The 17390-nt window shown below is 68.8% G+C and carries 17 protein-coding genes; 7 read left to right on the forward strand and 10 right to left on the reverse strand.

What is annotated here, in order from left to right:
- Position 1: 1 nt before the first annotated feature.
- Entirely contained in the window at positions 2–874 is an 873-nt protein-coding gene (locus QF040_RS09235; RefSeq protein WP_429610789.1) for a lysophospholipase, read from the forward strand.
- A 99-nt stretch (positions 875–973) separates the two neighbouring features.
- Entirely contained in the window at positions 974–2119 is a 1146-nt protein-coding gene (locus QF040_RS09240; RefSeq protein ID WP_429610790.1) for a hypothetical protein, read from the forward strand.
- Here QF040_RS09240 and QF040_RS09245 read toward each other — a convergent pair whose 3' ends face one another.
- Entirely contained in the window at positions 2120–3409 is a 1290-nt protein-coding gene (locus tag QF040_RS09245) for a LysR family transcriptional regulator (RefSeq protein ID WP_429610791.1), read from the reverse strand.
- A gap of 126 nt (positions 3410–3535) precedes the next feature.
- Here QF040_RS09245 and QF040_RS09250 point away from each other — a divergent pair, with 126 nt between their 5' ends.
- The 5 genes from QF040_RS09250 to QF040_RS09270 are packed head-to-tail and all read left to right on the forward strand — an operon-like array spanning position 3536 to position 8284.
- Positions 3536–4564 carry an amidohydrolase family protein gene (locus QF040_RS09250; protein ID WP_306878187.1) on the forward strand — a complete coding sequence of 343 codons (1029 nt, stop codon included), beginning with the start codon at positions 3536–3538 and terminating at the stop codon, positions 4562–4564.
- A gap of 2 nt (positions 4565–4566) precedes the next feature.
- The gene (gene ligK, locus QF040_RS09255; protein ID WP_307644335.1) at positions 4567–5268 is read left to right on the forward strand and encodes a 4-carboxy-4-hydroxy-2-oxoadipate aldolase/oxaloacetate decarboxylase; all 702 of its coding nucleotides are present in this window, start codon (positions 4567–4569) and stop codon (positions 5266–5268) included.
- Between the two features lie 12 nt (positions 5269–5280).
- Entirely contained in the window at positions 5281–6597 is a 1317-nt protein-coding gene (locus tag QF040_RS09260; RefSeq protein ID WP_429610792.1) for a gallate dioxygenase, read from the forward strand.
- Entirely contained in the window at positions 6594–7577 is a 984-nt protein-coding gene (locus QF040_RS09265) for a Bug family tripartite tricarboxylate transporter substrate binding protein (protein WP_429610793.1), read from the forward strand. Before QF040_RS09260 ends, QF040_RS09265 begins: the two co-directional genes overlap by 4 nt.
- 5 nt (positions 7578–7582) lie before the next feature.
- Positions 7583–8284, forward strand: a complete 702-nt coding sequence (locus tag QF040_RS09270; protein ID WP_429610794.1) for a substrate-binding domain-containing protein — start codon at positions 7583–7585, stop codon at positions 8282–8284.
- On the opposite strand, the gene QF040_RS09275 is transcribed toward QF040_RS09270, so the two are convergent.
- The 9 genes from QF040_RS09275 to QF040_RS09315 all read right to left on the reverse strand — a co-directional run bounded on the left by QF040_RS09275 (position 8270) and on the right by QF040_RS09315 (position 17382).
- Positions 8270–8509 carry a hypothetical protein gene (locus QF040_RS09275; protein WP_429610795.1) on the reverse strand — a complete coding sequence of 80 codons (240 nt, stop codon included), beginning with the start codon at positions 8507–8509 and terminating at the stop codon, positions 8270–8272. The genes QF040_RS09270 and QF040_RS09275 overlap by 15 nt on opposite strands.
- Positions 8510–8546: 37 nt before the next feature.
- Positions 8547–9095 (reverse strand): YbjN domain-containing protein, encoded by a 549-nt coding sequence (locus QF040_RS09280; protein WP_429610796.1) that lies wholly within the window; start codon positions 9093–9095, stop codon positions 8547–8549.
- A gap of 24 nt (positions 9096–9119) precedes the next feature.
- Positions 9120–10061 (reverse strand): peptidylprolyl isomerase, encoded by a 942-nt coding sequence (locus QF040_RS09285; protein WP_429610797.1) that lies wholly within the window; start codon positions 10059–10061, stop codon positions 9120–9122.
- Entirely contained in the window at positions 10058–10807 is a 750-nt protein-coding gene (locus tag QF040_RS09290) for a hypothetical protein (protein ID WP_429610798.1), read from the reverse strand. The genes QF040_RS09285 and QF040_RS09290 overlap by 4 nt, the downstream gene beginning before the upstream one ends.
- A gap of 10 nt (positions 10808–10817) precedes the next feature.
- Positions 10818–12614 (reverse strand): putative porin, encoded by a 1797-nt coding sequence (locus tag QF040_RS09295; protein WP_429610799.1) that lies wholly within the window; start codon positions 12612–12614, stop codon positions 10818–10820.
- A gap of 53 nt (positions 12615–12667) precedes the next feature.
- Positions 12668–13408 carry an energy transducer TonB family protein gene (locus QF040_RS09300; RefSeq protein WP_429610800.1) on the reverse strand — a complete coding sequence of 247 codons (741 nt, stop codon included), beginning with the start codon at positions 13406–13408 and terminating at the stop codon, positions 12668–12670.
- 10 nt (positions 13409–13418) lie between these two features.
- On the reverse strand, positions 13419–13832 hold the full coding sequence (locus QF040_RS09305; protein ID WP_258352369.1) for an ExbD/TolR family protein: 414 nt from the start codon (positions 13830–13832) through the stop codon (positions 13419–13421).
- 15 nt (positions 13833–13847) lie between these two features.
- Entirely contained in the window at positions 13848–15653 is a 1806-nt protein-coding gene (locus tag QF040_RS09310; RefSeq protein ID WP_429610801.1) for a DUF2341 domain-containing protein, read from the reverse strand.
- Positions 15654–15720: 67 nt separating this feature from the next.
- On the reverse strand, positions 15721–17382 hold the full coding sequence (locus tag QF040_RS09315) for a ShlB/FhaC/HecB family hemolysin secretion/activation protein (RefSeq protein ID WP_429610802.1): 1662 nt from the start codon (positions 17380–17382) through the stop codon (positions 15721–15723).
- Between the last annotated feature and the right edge of the window lie 8 nt (positions 17383–17390).

The raw sequence follows: 17390 nt of genomic DNA on the forward strand, positions 1-17390 counted from the left end.
CATGCCGAATACCGAGACAAACTTCGAACTGACCGCCAACGACGGCCACCCGGTGGAAGCCCACCGCTGGCAGGCCGGAACGCCACGGGCCATCGTGCAGCTGGCGCATGGCATGGGCGAACATTCGCTGCGCTATCGCCCGCTCGCCGATGCACTCACGCAAGCCGGCTACGTCGTCTACGCGAACGAGCACCGCGGCCATGGCGCCTATGCCCTGGCGAACAACGAGCTCGGCGAATTCGGTCCGCGCAATTTCGCCGGCCTCGTGGACGACATGGCGCTGCTGAGCCGCCATGCACGCGCCGCGCACCCGGGCCTGCCGCTCATCCTCCTCGGCCACAGCATGGGCTCGTTCGCCACGCAGTACTACCTGGTGCGGCACAGCGAGCTGCTGTCGGGCGCAGTGCTCTCGGGCACCGCGGCGCTCGACCTGCTGGGCACCGCGCTGCAGAGCGGCTTCCGCCTCGAAGACATGAACGCCGCGCTGCCCGAGGTGCGCACGCCGTTCGACTGGCTCAGCCGCGATCCGGCGCAGGTCGATGCGTACATCGCCGATCCGCTGTGCGGGTTCACGGTGTCGGCCGAGGGCCTCGGTTCCATGTTCGCGAACCTCGACGAACTGGCGCCCGCGGCGATGCAATCGCGCATCCGGCCCGAGCTGCCGCTGTACCTCTTCATCGGCGACGAGGACCCGGTCAGCAACAAGGCCGAATGGTTCTATCCGCTGGTGCAGCGCTACCGCGAGGCGGGGCTGCGCGATGTGTCGTGCCATGTGTTCGGCGGCGCGCGCCACGAGACGCTGAACGAAACCAACCGCGATGAAGCCGTGGCGGTGCTGCTCGCGTGGATCGAGCGCGTCGTGCGCAAGCCCTGAAAGCCGGGCCGCTACACGGTTGAAGAGCCGCCATCCCGGGTGCCGCACATGCGCCGGAGGCCGACACGCCGGCATGGCGAGGTCTGGTAGAAGAAGCCCATGGCGACTCCTCTCGCGTCCTCCATCCTTCAACTGCTGCTTGGCATGGACCTCGCAGCTTCCGACGGCACCGCGGGCAATCGCTTCGCGATCGAAGGCCTGGCCTGGAGTGCGGAGAAGGACGGCACGGCCAGCCTCCGGATCGATCAGCTCGAAGCGGCCTCCCTTCAGCTCACCTCAGGCGAACTCAAGCTGGAGATCGGCCGTGTGGCCGTGCGCGGCCTCGTCGCGCAGATATGCATCGAGGCCGGCGCGCCGCAGTTGGTCGGCGTAGAGGCCCGCGAGGCCGAGTTCTCGGGCTTGAAGCTGCATGGTCCTTTGCGCGTGCCGCCGCGACTGCACGGGGCATGGACCACCGCACAGGTGACGGCGCCGGCTGCAGCACTTCCCGCCACTCAGGCGCAGGCCGATGCAACAAGCCTCGCCCCTCTCGGCATGGCCCACGGCACCATCCGCGGAAAAATCACCGATGCGCATCTGCTCTTCGATGCCGACGTGACGGTGCCCCTACGCGGCGGGCAGATCGATTTCAACGATGCGACGGTCGAGCACGTCGGCCCCGACTCGCGCATGGGCGTGAGCCGGCTGGGCATCTATGTCGATGCGCCCGACGGTCGCAGCTACATCTACCAGTTCGCCTCGGCTCCGCTGGCCGGCGTGACCTTCGAGCGCCGCGGCGCGCTGCTGAGCCCGTGGATTTCCGAGCGCGGCAAGCTGCAGTTGCAGGCGTTCGCCGAGTCGATGCTGCGCTGCGGCCGCGGCCAAGGGGCCAGCGGGCTGACCGAGCAGGCGCGCCTCCTGCTGGGCCGCACCTCGCTGTCCGGCGACCTGCAGCTCGGCGACGGGGCCTTCGCGCTCTCGGGATTGCGGGGCCGCCTCGAAGGCCGCAACGCGGGCCGTAACCGTATCGGCCTGCATTCCGAGGCCGTGGGCCGCGGCGTGACGGCACAGATCGATTCGCTGTCGGTGCGCGACGCGGCGGCCGAAGGGAAGAACGCGCACCTGCGCTGCGACACGCTGCAGGCGAAGCTCAGGCTCCAGCTTGTTTCGGAAGGCGCGGAGATGCGCTTCGTACTCGATCTCGGGAGTGGAACCGCGGCCGGGCTCCGGTTCGATCGAAGCGCACCACAACCAGATAAGCGCTGATCAACCGCCCGTCCGCCTCGCCCTCGCCCGGAAATCCGGCGACCGCGCCACCACCGCCGCGATCTCCGCCATCAACGCCCTCGCCCCCGGCGATGCCAATGCGCCCTGCCGCTGCGTGAGCCCGATCTCGCGGCGCGTCTCGTCGAGCGGAAAGTCCAGCACCACCAGGCTGCCGTCGCGAATTTCATAGCGCAGTTGATGCGGCGAGATCGCGGTGAGCATGTCGCTCTCCAGCAGCAGGCCGCGCAGCACCGCAAGGTCGCCTGTTTCCACCGCCGGAATCGGCGGCGCCTCGCGTGCCGACGAGAAGAAGCGCTCGAGCAGTTCGCGCGACGGCGTGTTGTGCCGCGAGAGGGCCCATGTCGCCTGCCGTAGTGCATCGAAGTCGATGCGCTTCGCGCGCTCCAGCGGATGGCCGGCGCGCGCGATCACCGCGATGCTGTCTTCGAACAGCGCTTCCTGCTGCAGGTCCCTGGCTTCGGCGGGGCTGCGCAGCGCGCCGAGGATGAAGTCGACGTCGCCGCTGCGCAGCGATGCGGCCAGCGCGTCGTACGGGCTCTCGACCGTGGCCACATGCAGCCCCGGATGCCGCGCGAGCAGCGAGGCGATCGCGAGCGGCAGGATCTGCGTGCGTCCGAGCGGGAGCGCCCCGACGGTCACGCTCCCCTGCAACATGCCGTCGCTCGCGGCGATGTCCGGCCCGATGTGGCGCAGCTCCGCGAGCACGCGCTTGAAGTAGAGGGCCACGATCTCCCCGGCCGCGGTCGGTGCAAGGCCGCGCGCCTTGCGTTCGAGCAGCGCGACGCCGAGCCCGCCTTCCAGGTCCTTCAGCGCACTGCTGACGGCCGGCTGCGTGATGCCGAACTCGCGCGCGACCGCGGGCATGTTGCGCTTCTCGACCAGGCTCGCGATCACCGCGAGCCGCCGGCCGTTGAGGATCGATGCGAAGAGCGATGGCACATCGGCGGTCGCGCCGATGCCGCCGCGCGCAACGAGCTGCGCGCGCGCCTCCTCGAACTCGCGCTCGATGCGGCGCGCGCGCACCAGCACCAGGTCGCCATACGAATTGAGCGCCATGCCGCGCGCACGGCGATCGAAGAGCGGCCTGCCCAGCGCGCTTTCCAGTTCGGAAATGGAACGCGTGACGCCCGAGGCGACGCGGTAGAGCTGCTCGTCGGCGGCCCTGGCGATGCTGCCGGCGGCGGCCACGGCCGAGAACGCGCGCAGGTGCCGCAGGTTGATGGCGAGCGCGCTGCCGATCACTTTGTCTGGTTGGTGCGCCCTACTCATTTCAGCCTTCCGGGTAAACCCTATCGATAAGAAAGTCTGATGGTAGGGCAACCCGAACTCACCCCACGCCAGAGGGTCCGCGACCACACTCGATGGCTCCGAGCCAAACCAATTGGGTTGCAAGAAATGATCATCGACTGCCACGGCCACTACACCACCGCGCCCAAGGCGCTGGAAAACTGGCGCAACCAGCAGATCGCGGGGCTGAAAGACCCGGCGATGAAGCCCCGGGTCGCCGACCTGAAGATCAGCGACGACGAGTTGCGCGAATCCATCGAGGGCAACCAGCTGCGCCTCATGAAGGAACGCGGCAGCGACCTCACGATCTTCAGTCCGCGCGCGAGCTTCATGGCGCACCACATCGGCGACTTCGAAACCTCGTCGACCTGGGCGGCGATCTGCAATGAGCTGTGCTTTCGGGTGAGCGAGCTCTTTCCCGATCACTTCATCGGCGCGGCGATGCTGCCGCAATCGCCCGGCGTCGATCCGCGCAGTTGCATCCCGGAGCTGGAGCGCTGCGTGCGCGAATACGGCTTCGTGGCGATCAACCTCAACCCCGACCCGTCGGGCGGGCACTGGACTTCGCCGCCGCTGTCGGACCGCCACTGGTATCCGCTCTACGAGAAGATGGTCGAGCACGACATCCCGGCGATGGTGCATGTCAGCACGAGCTGCAATGCCTGCTTTCACACCACCGGCGCGCACTACCTGAATGCGGACACCACCGCGTTCATGCAGTGCCTCACCTCCGACCTCTTCACCGACTTTCCCACGCTGCGCTTCGTGATCCCGCACGGCGGCGGCGCGGTGCCCTATCACTGGGGGCGCTTTCGCGGGCTGGCGCAGGAGATGAAGAAGCCGCTGCTGAAAGACCACCTGCTCAACAACATCTTCTTCGACACCTGCGTCTACCACCAGCCGGGCATCGACCTGCTGACGCGCGTGATCCCGGTGGACAACATCCTTTTCGCGAGCGAGATGATCGGCGCCGTGCGTGGCATCGATCCGGAGACCGGCTTCTTCTACGACGACACGCGCCGCTACATCGACGCGACACCGATGCTCGACGCTCAAACGCGCCACAAGGTATTCGAAGGCAACGCACGCCGCGTCTATCCGCGACTGGATCGCGCACTCATTGCCAAAGGCCTCTGACCATGTCGCACAACACCCTTCCACAACAACTCGGCGTCGTCCATCGCAACATCGTGCGCGCCGATGCGGCCGCGGTCGAAAAGCTCTCGCGCTTCGGCGTCTCCACCGTGCATGAAGCGCTCGGCCGCCTGGGCTTGATGCAGCCGCGCATCCGCCCCATCCACCCCGATGCGCGCTTCTGCGGCACGGCGATCACCGTTCTGCTGCAGCCCGGCGACAACTGGATGCTGCATGTCGCGGCCGAGCAGATCCAGCCCGGCGACGTCGTGGTTGCGGCCTGCACCAGCGACAGCACCGACGGCTTCTTCGGCGACCTGCTCGCGACCTCGTTCAAGGCGCGCGGCTGCAAGGGCCTGGTGATCGACGGCGGCGTGCGCGACGTGCGTGACCTCAACGCGATGGGCTTCCCCGTGTTCAGCCGCGCGATCCATTCGAAGGGAACGATCAAGGCAACCCTCGGTTCGGTCAACGTGCCGGTGGTGTGTGCGGGCGCGCTGGTGAACCCGGGCGACGTGGTCGTTGCCGACATCGATGGCGTGGTCATCGTGCCGGCCTCACGCGCGCAGCAGGTGGCAGATGCGGCCGAGGCCCGCGAAGCCAACGAAACCGCCAAGCGCGAGCGTTTCGCCGCGGGCGAGCTGGGCCTGGACATGTACGCCATGCGCGAGCCGTTGGCCAAGGCCGGCCTGCGCTACATCGACTGAAGAAGAACCACCATGGCTCGCATCATCGGCGCCGTCGCGTGCTCGCACACGCCCACCATCGGCTTCGCCTTCGACAAGAAGAAGCAGCAGGACCCGGTGTGGGCGCCGATCTTCGAGGCCTTCGCGCCCGTGCAGCGCTGGCTGGCCGAGCGCCAGCCCGACGTGCTTTTCTTCATCTACAACGACCACGTCAGCGCGTTCTTCTTCGATCACTATTCGGCCTTCTCGCTCGGCGTCGGCGAGCAGCACGCGGTGGCCGACGAAGGCTGCGGCGCGCGCGACCTGCCGCCGCTCGCCGGTCATCCTGCGCTCGCGCAGCACATCGGCCGATCGCTGGTGGCGGACGAGTTCGACATGTCCTTCTTTCAGGACCGGGCGCTCGACCATGGCGTGTTCTCGCCGATGTCGCTGCTGTGCCCGCACGAGCCCGCATGGCCCGTGCCGGTGATCCCGCTGCAGGTCGGCGTGCTGCAGTCGCCGGTGCCATCGGCGCGGCGCTGCTACCGGCTCGGACAGGCGCTGCGCCGCGCGATCGAGAGCTACCCCGAAGACCTGAAGGTGGCCATCGTCGCCACCGGCGGGCTCTCGCACCAGGTGCACGGCGAGCGCGCGGGCTTCAACAACACCGCGTGGGACGCGCAGTTCCTCGACCTCATCGAGAACGACCCGGTGCGCCTCACCGAGATGACGCAGGCCGAGCTCGCGACGCTGGGCGGCATGGAAGGCGCCGAGGTCATCATGTGGCTGGTGATGCGCGGCGCGCTCTCGTCCAACATCCGCAAGACGCACCAGAGCTATTACCTGCCGTCGATGACCGGCATCGCGACCGCCATCTACGAGAACCTCGCGAGCCCGCCTGTTGCCCGCGAAACAGAGCGCCATCGCCGCCACATGGACGAGCAACTGGCCGGCGTCGAATCGCTCGAAGGCACGCATCCGTTCACGCTGGAGACCAGCGTGCGCGCATACCGCCTCAACAAGTTCCTGCATGGCATGACACGGCCCGAGCATCGCGCCCGCTTCCTTGCCGATGAAGAAGCTTCGTTCGATGCCGCGGCGCTGACCCCGCAGGAGCGCACGCTGGTGCGCGAACGCGACTGGCGCGGGCTCATCCACTACGGCGTCATCTTCTTCATGCTGGAGAAGCTCGGCGCGGTCGTCGGCGTATCGAACCTGCACATCTACGCCGCCATGCGCGGCCAGACGCTGGAAGACTTCCAGCAGACACGCAACGCGCCCGGCGCGCTGTATTCGGTGGCCGGCAAGGATGCCGCGCCGCAGACCTGGGACGCAGCACAGCCAGCGCCCCGCCCTCCTGTGAAACCATGAAGACCTCCTCTCTCCGCCGTCATCTCCTTGCCCTCGCCGGCCTCCTTGCGCTCGGCGCTTCTCTCAACGTGAGCGCAGCCGACGCCTATCCCTCCAAGCCCGTGAAGATCCTGGTCGGCTACAGCGCCGGCGGCGCGGTCGATGCCATCGCGCGTTCCGTGGGCCAGCGCATGGCGACGGTCCTCGGCCAGCCCGTCGTCGTCGAGAACAAGCCCGGCGCCGGCACCAACATTGCGATCAAGTCGCTGACATCGAGCGCGCCCGATGGCTACACGCTGCTGCTCGCGGCCAATGCGCTCGCGGTGAACCCGTCGATGTACCAGCCTGCGCCCTACGACCTCGACCGCGACTTCACGCCCGTCTCGATGGTCGGCCGGGTGCCCGTGGTGTTCGCCGTACGCGAGGGCTCGCCGATCAAGACGCTGCCAGAGCTGGTGGCTGCCGCCAAGGCCAAGCCGGGCGGCGTGACCGTCGCGACGCCGGGCAACGGCGCCACGCCGCACCTGGCGATGGAACTGTTCCAGCACACGGCCGGCCTCAAGCTGAGCCATGTGCCCTACAAGGGCGGCGCGCAGGCGATCACCGATGTGCTCGGCGGCCATGTCGATGTGGTGGCGGTCAACGCGCTCGAAGTGCTGCCGCTCGTGAAGGGCGGCAAGCTGAAGGTGCTGGCGGTGATGAGCACCGAGCGCTCCGCCGTGCTGCCGGGCGTGCCGACGGTGGCCGAGTCGGGCTACCCGGGTTTCGAGGCCAGCGTCTGGTACGGCTTCGTAGCGCCCGCGGGGCTGCCCGCGCCGGTGCTGGCCACGCTGCACGATGCGGTGCAGAAGGCAATCGATTCGAAGGAAGTGCGCGAGCAACTCGCCGCAGCCGGCGGCGTGCCGCTGCCGGGTCCGACCGCGCAGTTCGAAAAGCTGCTCAAGAGCGATGCGGCACGCTACGGCAAGCTGATCCGCGAAGCGAACATCAAACCGGACTGACATCCATGGCAACGTCCCTGCGGGGCATCTGCTCGATGGCGACCCGCGGGTTGCTTGACGAACTCGCGGCGGCGTACGCGCAGCGCACCGGCGTGACAGTCTCCTTCGAGGCGGTGGGCGGTGTCGATGCCGCACGGCGCGTGGTCGATGGCGAATCGTTCGACATCGTGGTCCTGGCTTCGGACGCGATCGACAAGCTCATTGCCGCGGGCAGGCTCGATGCGGCGGGCAAGGTCGACATCGTCCGCTCGGAAGTCGGCGTCGCGGTGCATGCGGATGCCGAGCCGCCCGGCATCGCCACGGAAGATGCCGTGCGCCACGCCGTTCAGTCGGCGGCCCGCATCGCCTATTCGACCGGCCCGAGCGGTGTCGCGCTGCTCGCGCTGTTCGAGCGCTGGGGCATCGCCGACGAGATCCGCGGCCGCCTCGTGCAAGCACCGCCGGGCGTGCCGGTCGGCGAGCTGGTCGCGCGCGGCGAGGCTGCGCTCGGCTTCCAGCAGATGAGCGAGCTGATCGGCCTCGAAGGCATCCGTTTGCTCGGCCCATTGCCGCGGCAGATCCGGATCGTCACGACCTTCTCGGCCGCGCCCAGCGTCGGCACCCCGCACCCGGCCGCCGTGCGCGCCCTGCTCGACTTCATGGCTTCGGACGTCAGCGCCGAAGCCAAGCGCCGCCACGGCATGGCGCCCGCCTCACTTCGGCTTTGATCCTTCGCGCGCCCGCCGCGCCGCATTGAGCTCCGACATCGAGATGTGCAGCTCCGCCATGGTCTGTGCGAGCAGGTCGAGCAGCGCCGCGCGCTGCCGCTGGCGCGCGGTTTCGGCGCGCCGCGCCCGCTGCGCCTGGCGCTCAGTGGCATGGATGGCGCGGACCACGGGCGCTTCGTGATCCTCGATCGACAGCGCCGGTCGGGCGTTGTGGGCGGCAGGCATCGCGCTTCGACGCGTTTCCGGCACTCTCGGGCCAGCCTCAGGCAGCGGCGGGAACGTCCCGCGCGGCTTCTCCGACGGCCCCGCCGTTCGCCGCATCGCCACGGGTTTCCGCGGCCGGCCCGTAGTTGCGCAGGTGCAGGAAGAACTCGCCCATCATCTGCATCCACAGCCGCATCGCGAACGAGAGATACGCGGGGCTCACGCCGCCCGCGACCACCACGTCCATCTCCAGCACCACGAGGTCGCCGTGCTGCGCCACGCGCGCAAAGCGCTTGGTGCGGTGCCAGGAGGCGAGCACCGCCTCGGGCAGCGTGCCGCCCTGCACATGCAGCGGGCAGCTCAGCGTGAAATCGGTGTACTGCGTGGTCGTGACCGGGTTGCCCCACAGCACCTGGAAGCCGACGCCGTGGCTCGCGCTGTGCAGGCGCACCACGCCGTTCTGCTCGATGGTGGTCACGGCCGCGCCGGCAGCCTTGATGGCATCGGACACCTGCTCGGGCGTGACGGCGTCCAGCAGGTCGAGGTGCTGCGCCGTCGCTGCGGCGGTGTCGGTGGCTTGGTTGATGTTCGTTGTCGTGTCGTTCATGTGTCTGCCCTGTTGTGGATGCGTTCAGTTCGTCTTCTTGAGCGCCGCGTCCAGCGCGGCGCCGTCGATGCTCAATTGCGTGGCCGGCGCCAGTTGCGCGAGGTAGGCCTGCACCAGTTGCTGCTGCCGCTGCTGGCGCAGCGCGAGCTGCAGCTGCGGCTTCATCTCGTCGAGCGTGGCGGTGCGCGCTGGCTGCGTGTCGAGCAGCTTCACGACGTGAAAGCCGGCCTGCGCCTGCACCGGTTCGCTCACCTGTCCGGGCTTCAGCATGGCCACCGTGTCGCGCAGCTCGGGGAGCATGCGGGCCAGCGGCAGGGCCTCCACTTCGCCGCCGCGCTCGGCTGTGCGCTTGTCCTGCGAGTTCGCGCGCGCCACGGCGGCGAAATCGCCGGCACGTGCCTGCCGGGCCAGCTTGCCCGCTTCTCCGCGCACCTTGGCGATGGCGGCCGCATCGCGATCTGGCGTGGCCAAAAAGATCTGCGCCACGCGGTAGCCGGCGGGCAGGTTGAAGTTGGCCTTGCCCTGTTCGTAGGCCTCCTTCACTTCCGCATCCGACGGATAGCCCGCCGGCACCTGGCTCACCGATTCGAGATAGCTCGCGGCGACCACGCGCATGGTGGCCTCGCGCACGGCCGCATCGACCTTCGCCTTCACCTCGGGCCGGTCGGCCCAGCCCTTGCCGCGGGCATCGCGCAGCAGCGCCTCGCTCAGCAGGCGCTGGCGCAGCCAGCCGTCCAGGCTCGCGCGGTCGGCCTTGACGGCGGCGCGTTCCGCTTCGGGCAGTGCCTGCAGCAGCTTCTCGACCTCGTCCTGGCCCACCGTGACTTCGCCCATGCGCGCCACGACGGCGTTGCCGGGTGCGGGCGTCTGCGCCGCGGCCACGCCGACCGACGAGACCAGCAGCACGCCGCAGGCGGCACGCAGCCGCTGTGCGAGTGCGGCGGACTTCATGTTGCGCTTCGTCATTGCTTCTGTTCTCCGGATGCCGGTGCGGCGGGTGCGGCCTCCGCGGGTTTGGCCGGCGCCGGCGTATTCACCGCGCGCACGTCGAACTTGCCCTCGTACAGCTTGTCGCCGTACTGCTGCGCGATCTGCTCGAACTTGACGCGGCTCTGCGCGGCGAAGGGCTGGCGCGATGCCAGCACGCTGCCCAGGTCCACCGTTTCGTAGGCGCGCAGGATCTCCTGCCCCACCGCGTAGAGCTGCGTGTTCTTGGCCTCGCATTGCGTGAGCGCGGTGCGCTGCGTGACGGCCTCCGTCGCCAGGCGCTGGCGCTCGGCCTCGGCGGCACGCGCCAGCTTCAGCAGGTCGTCGTAGGCGCCGCGGAACTGCGCGATCTGCGCCGTGGCTTTCTCGCTCGTGGCCTGGGCTTGCTGGCGCAGTTGCTCGCCACCCGCGCTCGCCTGCGCGCGCGCCTGGCGTTCGGCGGCGAGCTGCTGCTGGCTCTGCGCGAGCTCCTTCTTGAGCGCATCGAGCTCGGACTTGCTGGCCGGCGCCGCGCCGGCGGCGGCTGCAGGCGCACCCGCGGGCTGCCCCGCCTTCAGCGCCGCCAGTTCGTTCTGCGCCTGCTGCAGCTGCGAGGTCGTGATGCGCAACTGCGCGCGCAGCCGCTCTTCCATGCTCTGGCCCTGCGGCGGCTGCTGGGCATGCGACACGCCGGCCGTGGCGGCGAGCGCGGCCAGCACCAGCGCCGGGAGTAATTTTCTGGACACGTCGACCCCCTTAGAAGCGTGCATTGAACTCAAGCTGCAGGGTGTCGATCGACAGCGGCGGCCCGAACACCTCGCGGGTCGAGAGCCAGCGGCCGGTGAACCACATGTTCTTGTCGATCGCATACGAGCCGCCCAGAAAGTAGCCGCGTGCGTTGGTGCCGCCGCCGTGGAAGGTCGAGTCGTTGTAGCCGTCCGGCAGCGCATCGGGCTCGATGCGCTTGTAGCCCGCCAGCACGTTCCAGTCGCCGCGCGCGGCCGGTGCCGGCTTGCCGTAGGTGGCCTGCAGCATGTAGGCGTTGCCGCCGCTCTTGAAGTCGGCCTGGCTGGTGCCGCCGGTGGGGCCGAAGTTGTTCAAGATGGTGCCGCGCACGCCGGCGCGCCGCCAGATGTCGTTGGCGTCGTAGGCGGTATTGCGCACGAAGTTCGCATCCAGGCGCAGGTTGTTGCCGGCCACCTGCGTGTCCCAGCGCAGGTTCAGGTCGATCAGGCGGAACTGCGAGGCCAGGCCCACGTACTGCGGCTGCGGCGTGCCGGCCGGGTTGAGCGGATCGAGCGCGATGTCGCGCAGCAGCATGAGCGTGTTGCCCTTCTGCATGAAGGCCGGGCGCGACCAGTCGGTGCTGCAGCCGTCGGCGCCCGCGTACAGCGCGCAGGGCTCGGAGACCTTGCCGCTGATGTTGCGGAAGTTGTAGTACGCGAGCGCGCCGCGCAGGCGGTTGTCCTCGTCGATCTTCCAGTCGGCGCCCACCTGCGCACCGAGCAGCCACTTGTTCTCGCTCTTGGCCTTGAACTCGGCCTGCGCGCGGCTGGGCGCGTTGTCCGAGGAGTATTCGAGCGGAATGAGGCCCAGCGTGCCGAACAGCGTGAGGTCGCGGTTGGAGGCAAGCTTTTTCTCGAACTGCGCGGCGATGCCGTCGAAGTTGAGGTCGTTCGAGAACAGCACGTCGCTCGACATGAACGGGTTGCCGAAGCGGCCCGCGGTCACGGTGAGCCAATCGACCGGCTTGTGCGAGATCCACATCTGGTCGAGCCACACGCTCTTCTTGCTGAGGCCACCGCCCAGCGTCTGCGTGGTCGAGACCGGGCTCTCGTCGCTGCCCGAGGCCAGGCGCACGCCGGCCTTGGTGTTCTCGGAGAGGTCGGCGAACACACCCAGCCGCGCGCGGGCGCGGAACACGTTGCGCCGGCTCTTGAGCGTGTTGAGGATCGACGGCAGCGCGAGATTGGTGTTCGGATTGACGTCGTAGCCGCTGCCCTTGTTGAGCTCGGCCCAGTTGATCTCGATGTTGCTGTTGTTGCTCGCGTAGCTGCGCGATTCGTTGCGCACGCGCACATCGCCTTCCACGCGGATGCGCTTGCTCCACTCGGGCGTTTCGTTGGGCGCGGCCCAGCCCTCGTCCTTGGCCTGCGCCATGACCTGGGCCTTGACCTCGTCGCGGATCTGGTCGCGCACGGTCTGCGAGATGTAGGGCACGCGCACGTCGCCCGCCTCCAGCCGCACGCCGCCGGCCACGCTGGCCGAGGCTGCGGTCGCCGAAGCAGCCATGCGCTGCTGCGCCTGTTGCGCTGCCAGAGCCTCGGTCTGGGCCTGCGCGAGCAGCGCCTCGCCCACGTCCTTGGCGAGCGTGCCGCTCTGGAGGAGGCCACGGATCAGCTTGACCATGGCGGTCTCGCCTGCCGCAGGTGCGGCCTGGGCTGCGGCGTTGCCGGCCGCGAAGGCGAACACGGAGGCCACGGCCGCCGCGAGCGCGCATTGGCGCAGGGTCGGCATGGCGCCCCGGCGCTGGATGTTTTGAAGATGGTTCATCGCTTCGTTCACAGGATTGAATGGGTCGGTCAAGGCGCGTCGGGCATCGGTGGTCATGGGCGGCGCCCCTTCATGGACACGCGCATCGGAAAGCGCAACGAGGCCGGCGGCTTCTCGTCGACGCGGTCGAGCGCGCGCAGCATGGCGAGCACGGCGTCGTCGGTGTCGCTCGCGCCGGTGCCGCGCACCAGCTGCACGCGGGTGGTCTTGCCGTCGGCGCCGAGCCACAGGTCGATCTGGATGTCCTCGAACACCAGCTGGCGGGTGCGCGGATCGCGCGACAGCGCCTGCTGCAGCAGGCTCGATACGTAGCGCGCATACGAGCCGCTGCCCAGGCCGCCGCCGGCACCGGTACCGCTCATGCCGCCGCCGCTGCCGGCCTGGATGCCGAAGGCGTCGTTGCCGGCCTGGCCGGCGCTGTCCATGGTCACCGGGTCGCCCAGGTCCTTCGAGGGGCTGGGCGGCGTGTCGTCCTTGGGCGGCTCCAGCGGCTCGAGCGGCTTGGGCTCCGGTTCGGCCACGGGCTTGATCTTTTCCGGCTCGGGCTCGGGCAGTTTCTCGGGCTCGGGCGGCGGTGGCGGAGGGGGCGGCGGCAGCATCAGCATCGGCGCGTCGGCCACCACGCGCTTGGTGCTCGCGGTGTCGTTCAGCAGATGCCAGACCAGCGCCACCAGCGCGGCGAAGATCGCCAGCCCGATGGCCACGCCGCCCCATCGGCGCCACAGCCCTTTCGGCCTTCCCTTCCCGCCCGCGTGCGCGTGCGCGAAAGCAAGAGTCGGATCGCGAGGTTTCACGCGCGGCTCCTCACTTCTGCTTGCCGGTCACGAGGCCGATCTGGTTCAGCTCGATGCGGCGCAGCAGGTCCAGCACGTCGACCACCTTCGCGTACTGCACGCTGGCATCGCCGCGCACGATCACGGGAAAGTCGGGCGACAGCGCCTTCTCGGTGCGAAGGCGTTCCTCCAGCTCCGGCAGCGTGACCGGGTAGGCATCGAGGAACACGTTGCCCGCGTTGTCGATGGTGATGGCCTTGGTCTTGGGTTTTTCCAGCGCCACCGAGGCGCTGGCCTTCGGCAGGTCGACCTTGATGCCCGGAATGCTGGCGTTGCTGGTGAGGATGAAGATCACCAGCACCACCAGCAGCACGTCCACGAAGGGCGTGATGTTGATGCCGCCCGCGCGCTTGCGGGTGCCGAACTTGGCTGCGGTGTTTGCCATGGCGTGCGTTCGTTCTCAGGCGCGCTTGGCCACGGCATGCGGCACCGAGCGACCTTCGCCCTGCTCTTCCGCCAGGCGCGTGACGAACTCGTCGACGAACACCGCCATGTCGGCGCCGATGGCATCCGAACGCGAAGCAAGCCAGTTGTAGCCAAAGAGCGCGGGAATCGCGACGCCCAGGCCCGCGGCGGTACACAGCAGCGCAGCGGCCATGCCGGGCGCCACCGAATTGATGTCCACCGCGCCGGCCATGGCCGCGACGACGAACACCAGCATGATCCCGATCACCGTGCCGAAGAGGCCGACGTAGGGCGCGCCTTCGATGGTGGTCGAGAGCCAGTTCATGCGCTTGGACATGCGCTCGGTCTCGCGCACCATCACGCCGTCCATGGCCGCGCGGATCGCGCCGATGGTCGCGGTCGACACGGCGCTCAGGTCGTAGCCGCGGTCGTGGCGGCGGCGCATTTCGTCGATCGCCACTTCGTACAGGCGCCACAGCGACGAATCGGCGCGCACGTCCTCGGGCACGCTGTTGCTTACCGCCAGACGGTCGAGCGGCGCGCCCGCGGCTTCGCGGAAGTGTTCGATGAAGATGCCGTTGGCGCGCGAGGTGGCGCCGTAGCTGCGGCCCTTGCCGATCATGATGGCCCACGACAGGACCATCATCAGACCCAGCAGGCCCACGACGACCCATGCGTCCAGCGGCATCGCGGCGAGGATGAAGCCGAAGTGGCTCTTGCCGGCCTGCTGCTCGTCGGCACCGAAGGCGGTGAGGCGCGACTCGGCGCCTTGCGACACGGCATCGGCCAGCAGCAATGCATCGGCGCGCGCAACCTTCGAGAGGCGCACTTCGTCGATGGCACCGGTGAACGGTGCGAAGGCGGCAACGGCTTGCGCACCCTGCGCGGCAGCCGCACCGGCCGGCGCATCCGCACCGATGGCGGCCGCCGTGTTCAGCGCCGGCAGCTTCGCCGCGAGCGACACCGCGGGACGCCCGCCCACATACAGCGCCACGTTCTCGCCCTCGGCCTTCACCGCGATGTGCGACCACTGGCCGGCCTGCACCGGCTGGCCCGGCGCGCTGCGCTGGCCGTTGACCTGCACGAAGGGCACGCCCTGGTCGATGCCGACCACGAGTTCGCCCGCGCCGTCGCGGCGTGCATAGATCGCCTGGCGTGCGCCGAGCTGGTCGGGCTTCACCCATGCGGAGAAAGTGAGCGCACCGCCGGCCTGCACCGCGAGCGATGGCGTGGCGGGCAGCATCAGCGGACCGGTTCCGAGCTGCGCGCCCTTGCCGATGACCGTGCCTTCGACCGGCACCGCCGGGGTCTGGCCGTTGTTGCCGTAGGCCGTGGTGTCGCGCGGCGGCACCGCGCCTTCGGCGAAGTGATAGACCAGCGTGTAGTCGGGGTCGAAGCTGCGCTGGCCGTTGCCCGAGGCGGGCGCCTTCGGGTTGCCGTAGTACATCCACAGCTTCGTGGGCGTGCCGGCCGATACGTTGGGCACGTCGACCCAGACGAGCGCCATGCCCAGCAGCGGATCGAACTGCTCGATCTGGTGGTTGAGCACCGTCTTGTCGTCGGCCGCGACGAAGCGCAGGTCGGCGCCGGTCTCGCTCACGCCTTCGAACTTGAAGTTGCCCGTGTGCAGGCGCACCAGCACCGGCACGCGCCCGGCATCGCTGCCGATGGCGCCCGCCTGCGGACCGCCGTCGATGGTGACGGGCTTGCGGTAGGACCACTCGGCCTGCCACCAGGCATGCGCCAGGCCCGGCAGGAGCGTGCTCAGCAGCGTGAGAACGATGAGAAGAATTCGTCGCATGACAGGGGTCTCCGGAAAACTCGTGAGAAAAAAATGAAAGATGAAAACGGGGTGCCGCGCGGATGGATCAGTAGTTCGCGATGAGGCTGAAACTCACCCGCGGGTCGTGCTTCTTCGTGCGCGGTCCGTCCGTGAGCGGGTAGCCGATGTCGACACGGCCGGCCAGGTACTGCCCGACCTTGAAGCTGGTGCCGACGCCCAGCGAGTACAGCGAGAAGCGGTCGTTCTGTTCGGCCAGCGGGTTTTTGAGGCGCAGCCGCGCCGCATCGGCGAAGGCATACACGCGCCAGTTCTCCACCGCGCTGCCCAGGTACGTCAGCGGCTTGCTGCGCAGCTCCACCGAACCCACCACGCCGTAGTCGCCGGTGGCTTCGGCCGAGAGATAGCCGCGCACCGAGTTCATGCCGCCGGCGGCGATCTGCTCGCTCGACACCAGTGCGGAGTCGGCCAGTTGCCCGTTGAAGCGGAAGGAAAGCTGCGAGCCGCCGTTGAAGCTGTGCGTGCCGTTGAGGTCGGTCTTCAGCACCATGAAGCGTGGCGTGGACTTGTAGCGCTTGTAGTCGAACTCGACCTCGTCGCTGCCGTACTTGAACGATCTGCTCGTGCCCACCACCAGCGAGACGCCCACGCCGTACTGGCCCTTCTCGGTCTGGCGGAAGCCCGAATACGAAATCGTGATCGGCGCGTACTTCAGCGGCACGGTGTCGCCGCTGCCCTTGAGCGTCAGCGCTTCCTTGTTGTTCTTGAAGTCGATGCCGACGCTGAACGCATGCCACCAGTTGCCGGCGTTGGGCACCGTGTAGGTCGCCTTCAGCCCGAAGGAATTGCCCTTGCCCAGCACGTCGGTGCCGCCCACGGTCGCCACGTTGCTGTCGGACATGAAGGCGTTGGCCTCCACGCTCCAGTTGGTGCCGGCGAATGGCGCGGTGTACGAGGCGGAGATCACCTTGGTCTGGCTCAGGTCCTGCGGCGCGCCGAAGAAGCTGATGGAGGCGCTGTGGCCCAGCTGCCAGAGGTTGTCGTGCCCGAGCGAAGCGGTGGCGCGCAGCTTGCGCGTGTCCGCGCTGTAGTCGTTGTTGAGACCGACGCTCGCGCGCCACGGGCTCGAGTCCTCCACCTTGAGGTCCACGTCCATCGTGCCCGGCATGCTCCCCTGGCGAACGAGCGGCATCACCTGCCGCTTGGGGCCGCGGTTGAGGGCGGAGAGTTCGGACTGCGCATTGTTGAAGTTGGGCACGCCGCCCTCCTTCAGCGCGGGCACCTGGTCGCGCACGTCCAGCGGCGAGTTGTATTCGGCGCCCACCACGCGCACGCGGCCCACCCGCGTTTCGTTCACCTGCAGGAACACGACGCCCTGCGTCACCTGCTGCTCGGGCAGGTCGACGTACACCGACTGATAACCCGCCGCCTGGTAGGCCGCGAGCAGTGCGTCGCGCGCGCCCTCCACGTCTTTCAGCGTGCGCTCGGGGCCGAGAAAAGGCGTGACGGCTTTCTCGATGGCGCGTGCGTCCAGCACGGTGTTGCCGCGCACGATGTATTCGTTGATGTCGACCTTGCGCACGGGCTCCGGCGTGGTTGCAGCCGCCGTGGCCGCCGTGGCCGCCGCGGCTGGTGCCGCCGGCGCGGGCTCTGCCGCGGGCGCCTGCGCGAAGGCCGCGCCCTGCGCACCCATCGCCATCGTGGCCAGCCACACCGCTCTCCAGCGCGCCGGTGGGCCTTTCTTCTTCATGTCATGCA

The sequence above is a fragment of the Variovorax sp. W2I14 genome (genome assembly GCF_050435205.1).
In the GTDB taxonomy this organism is placed as follows: Bacteria; Pseudomonadota; Gammaproteobacteria; order Burkholderiales; family Burkholderiaceae_C; genus Variovorax; species Variovorax paradoxus_C.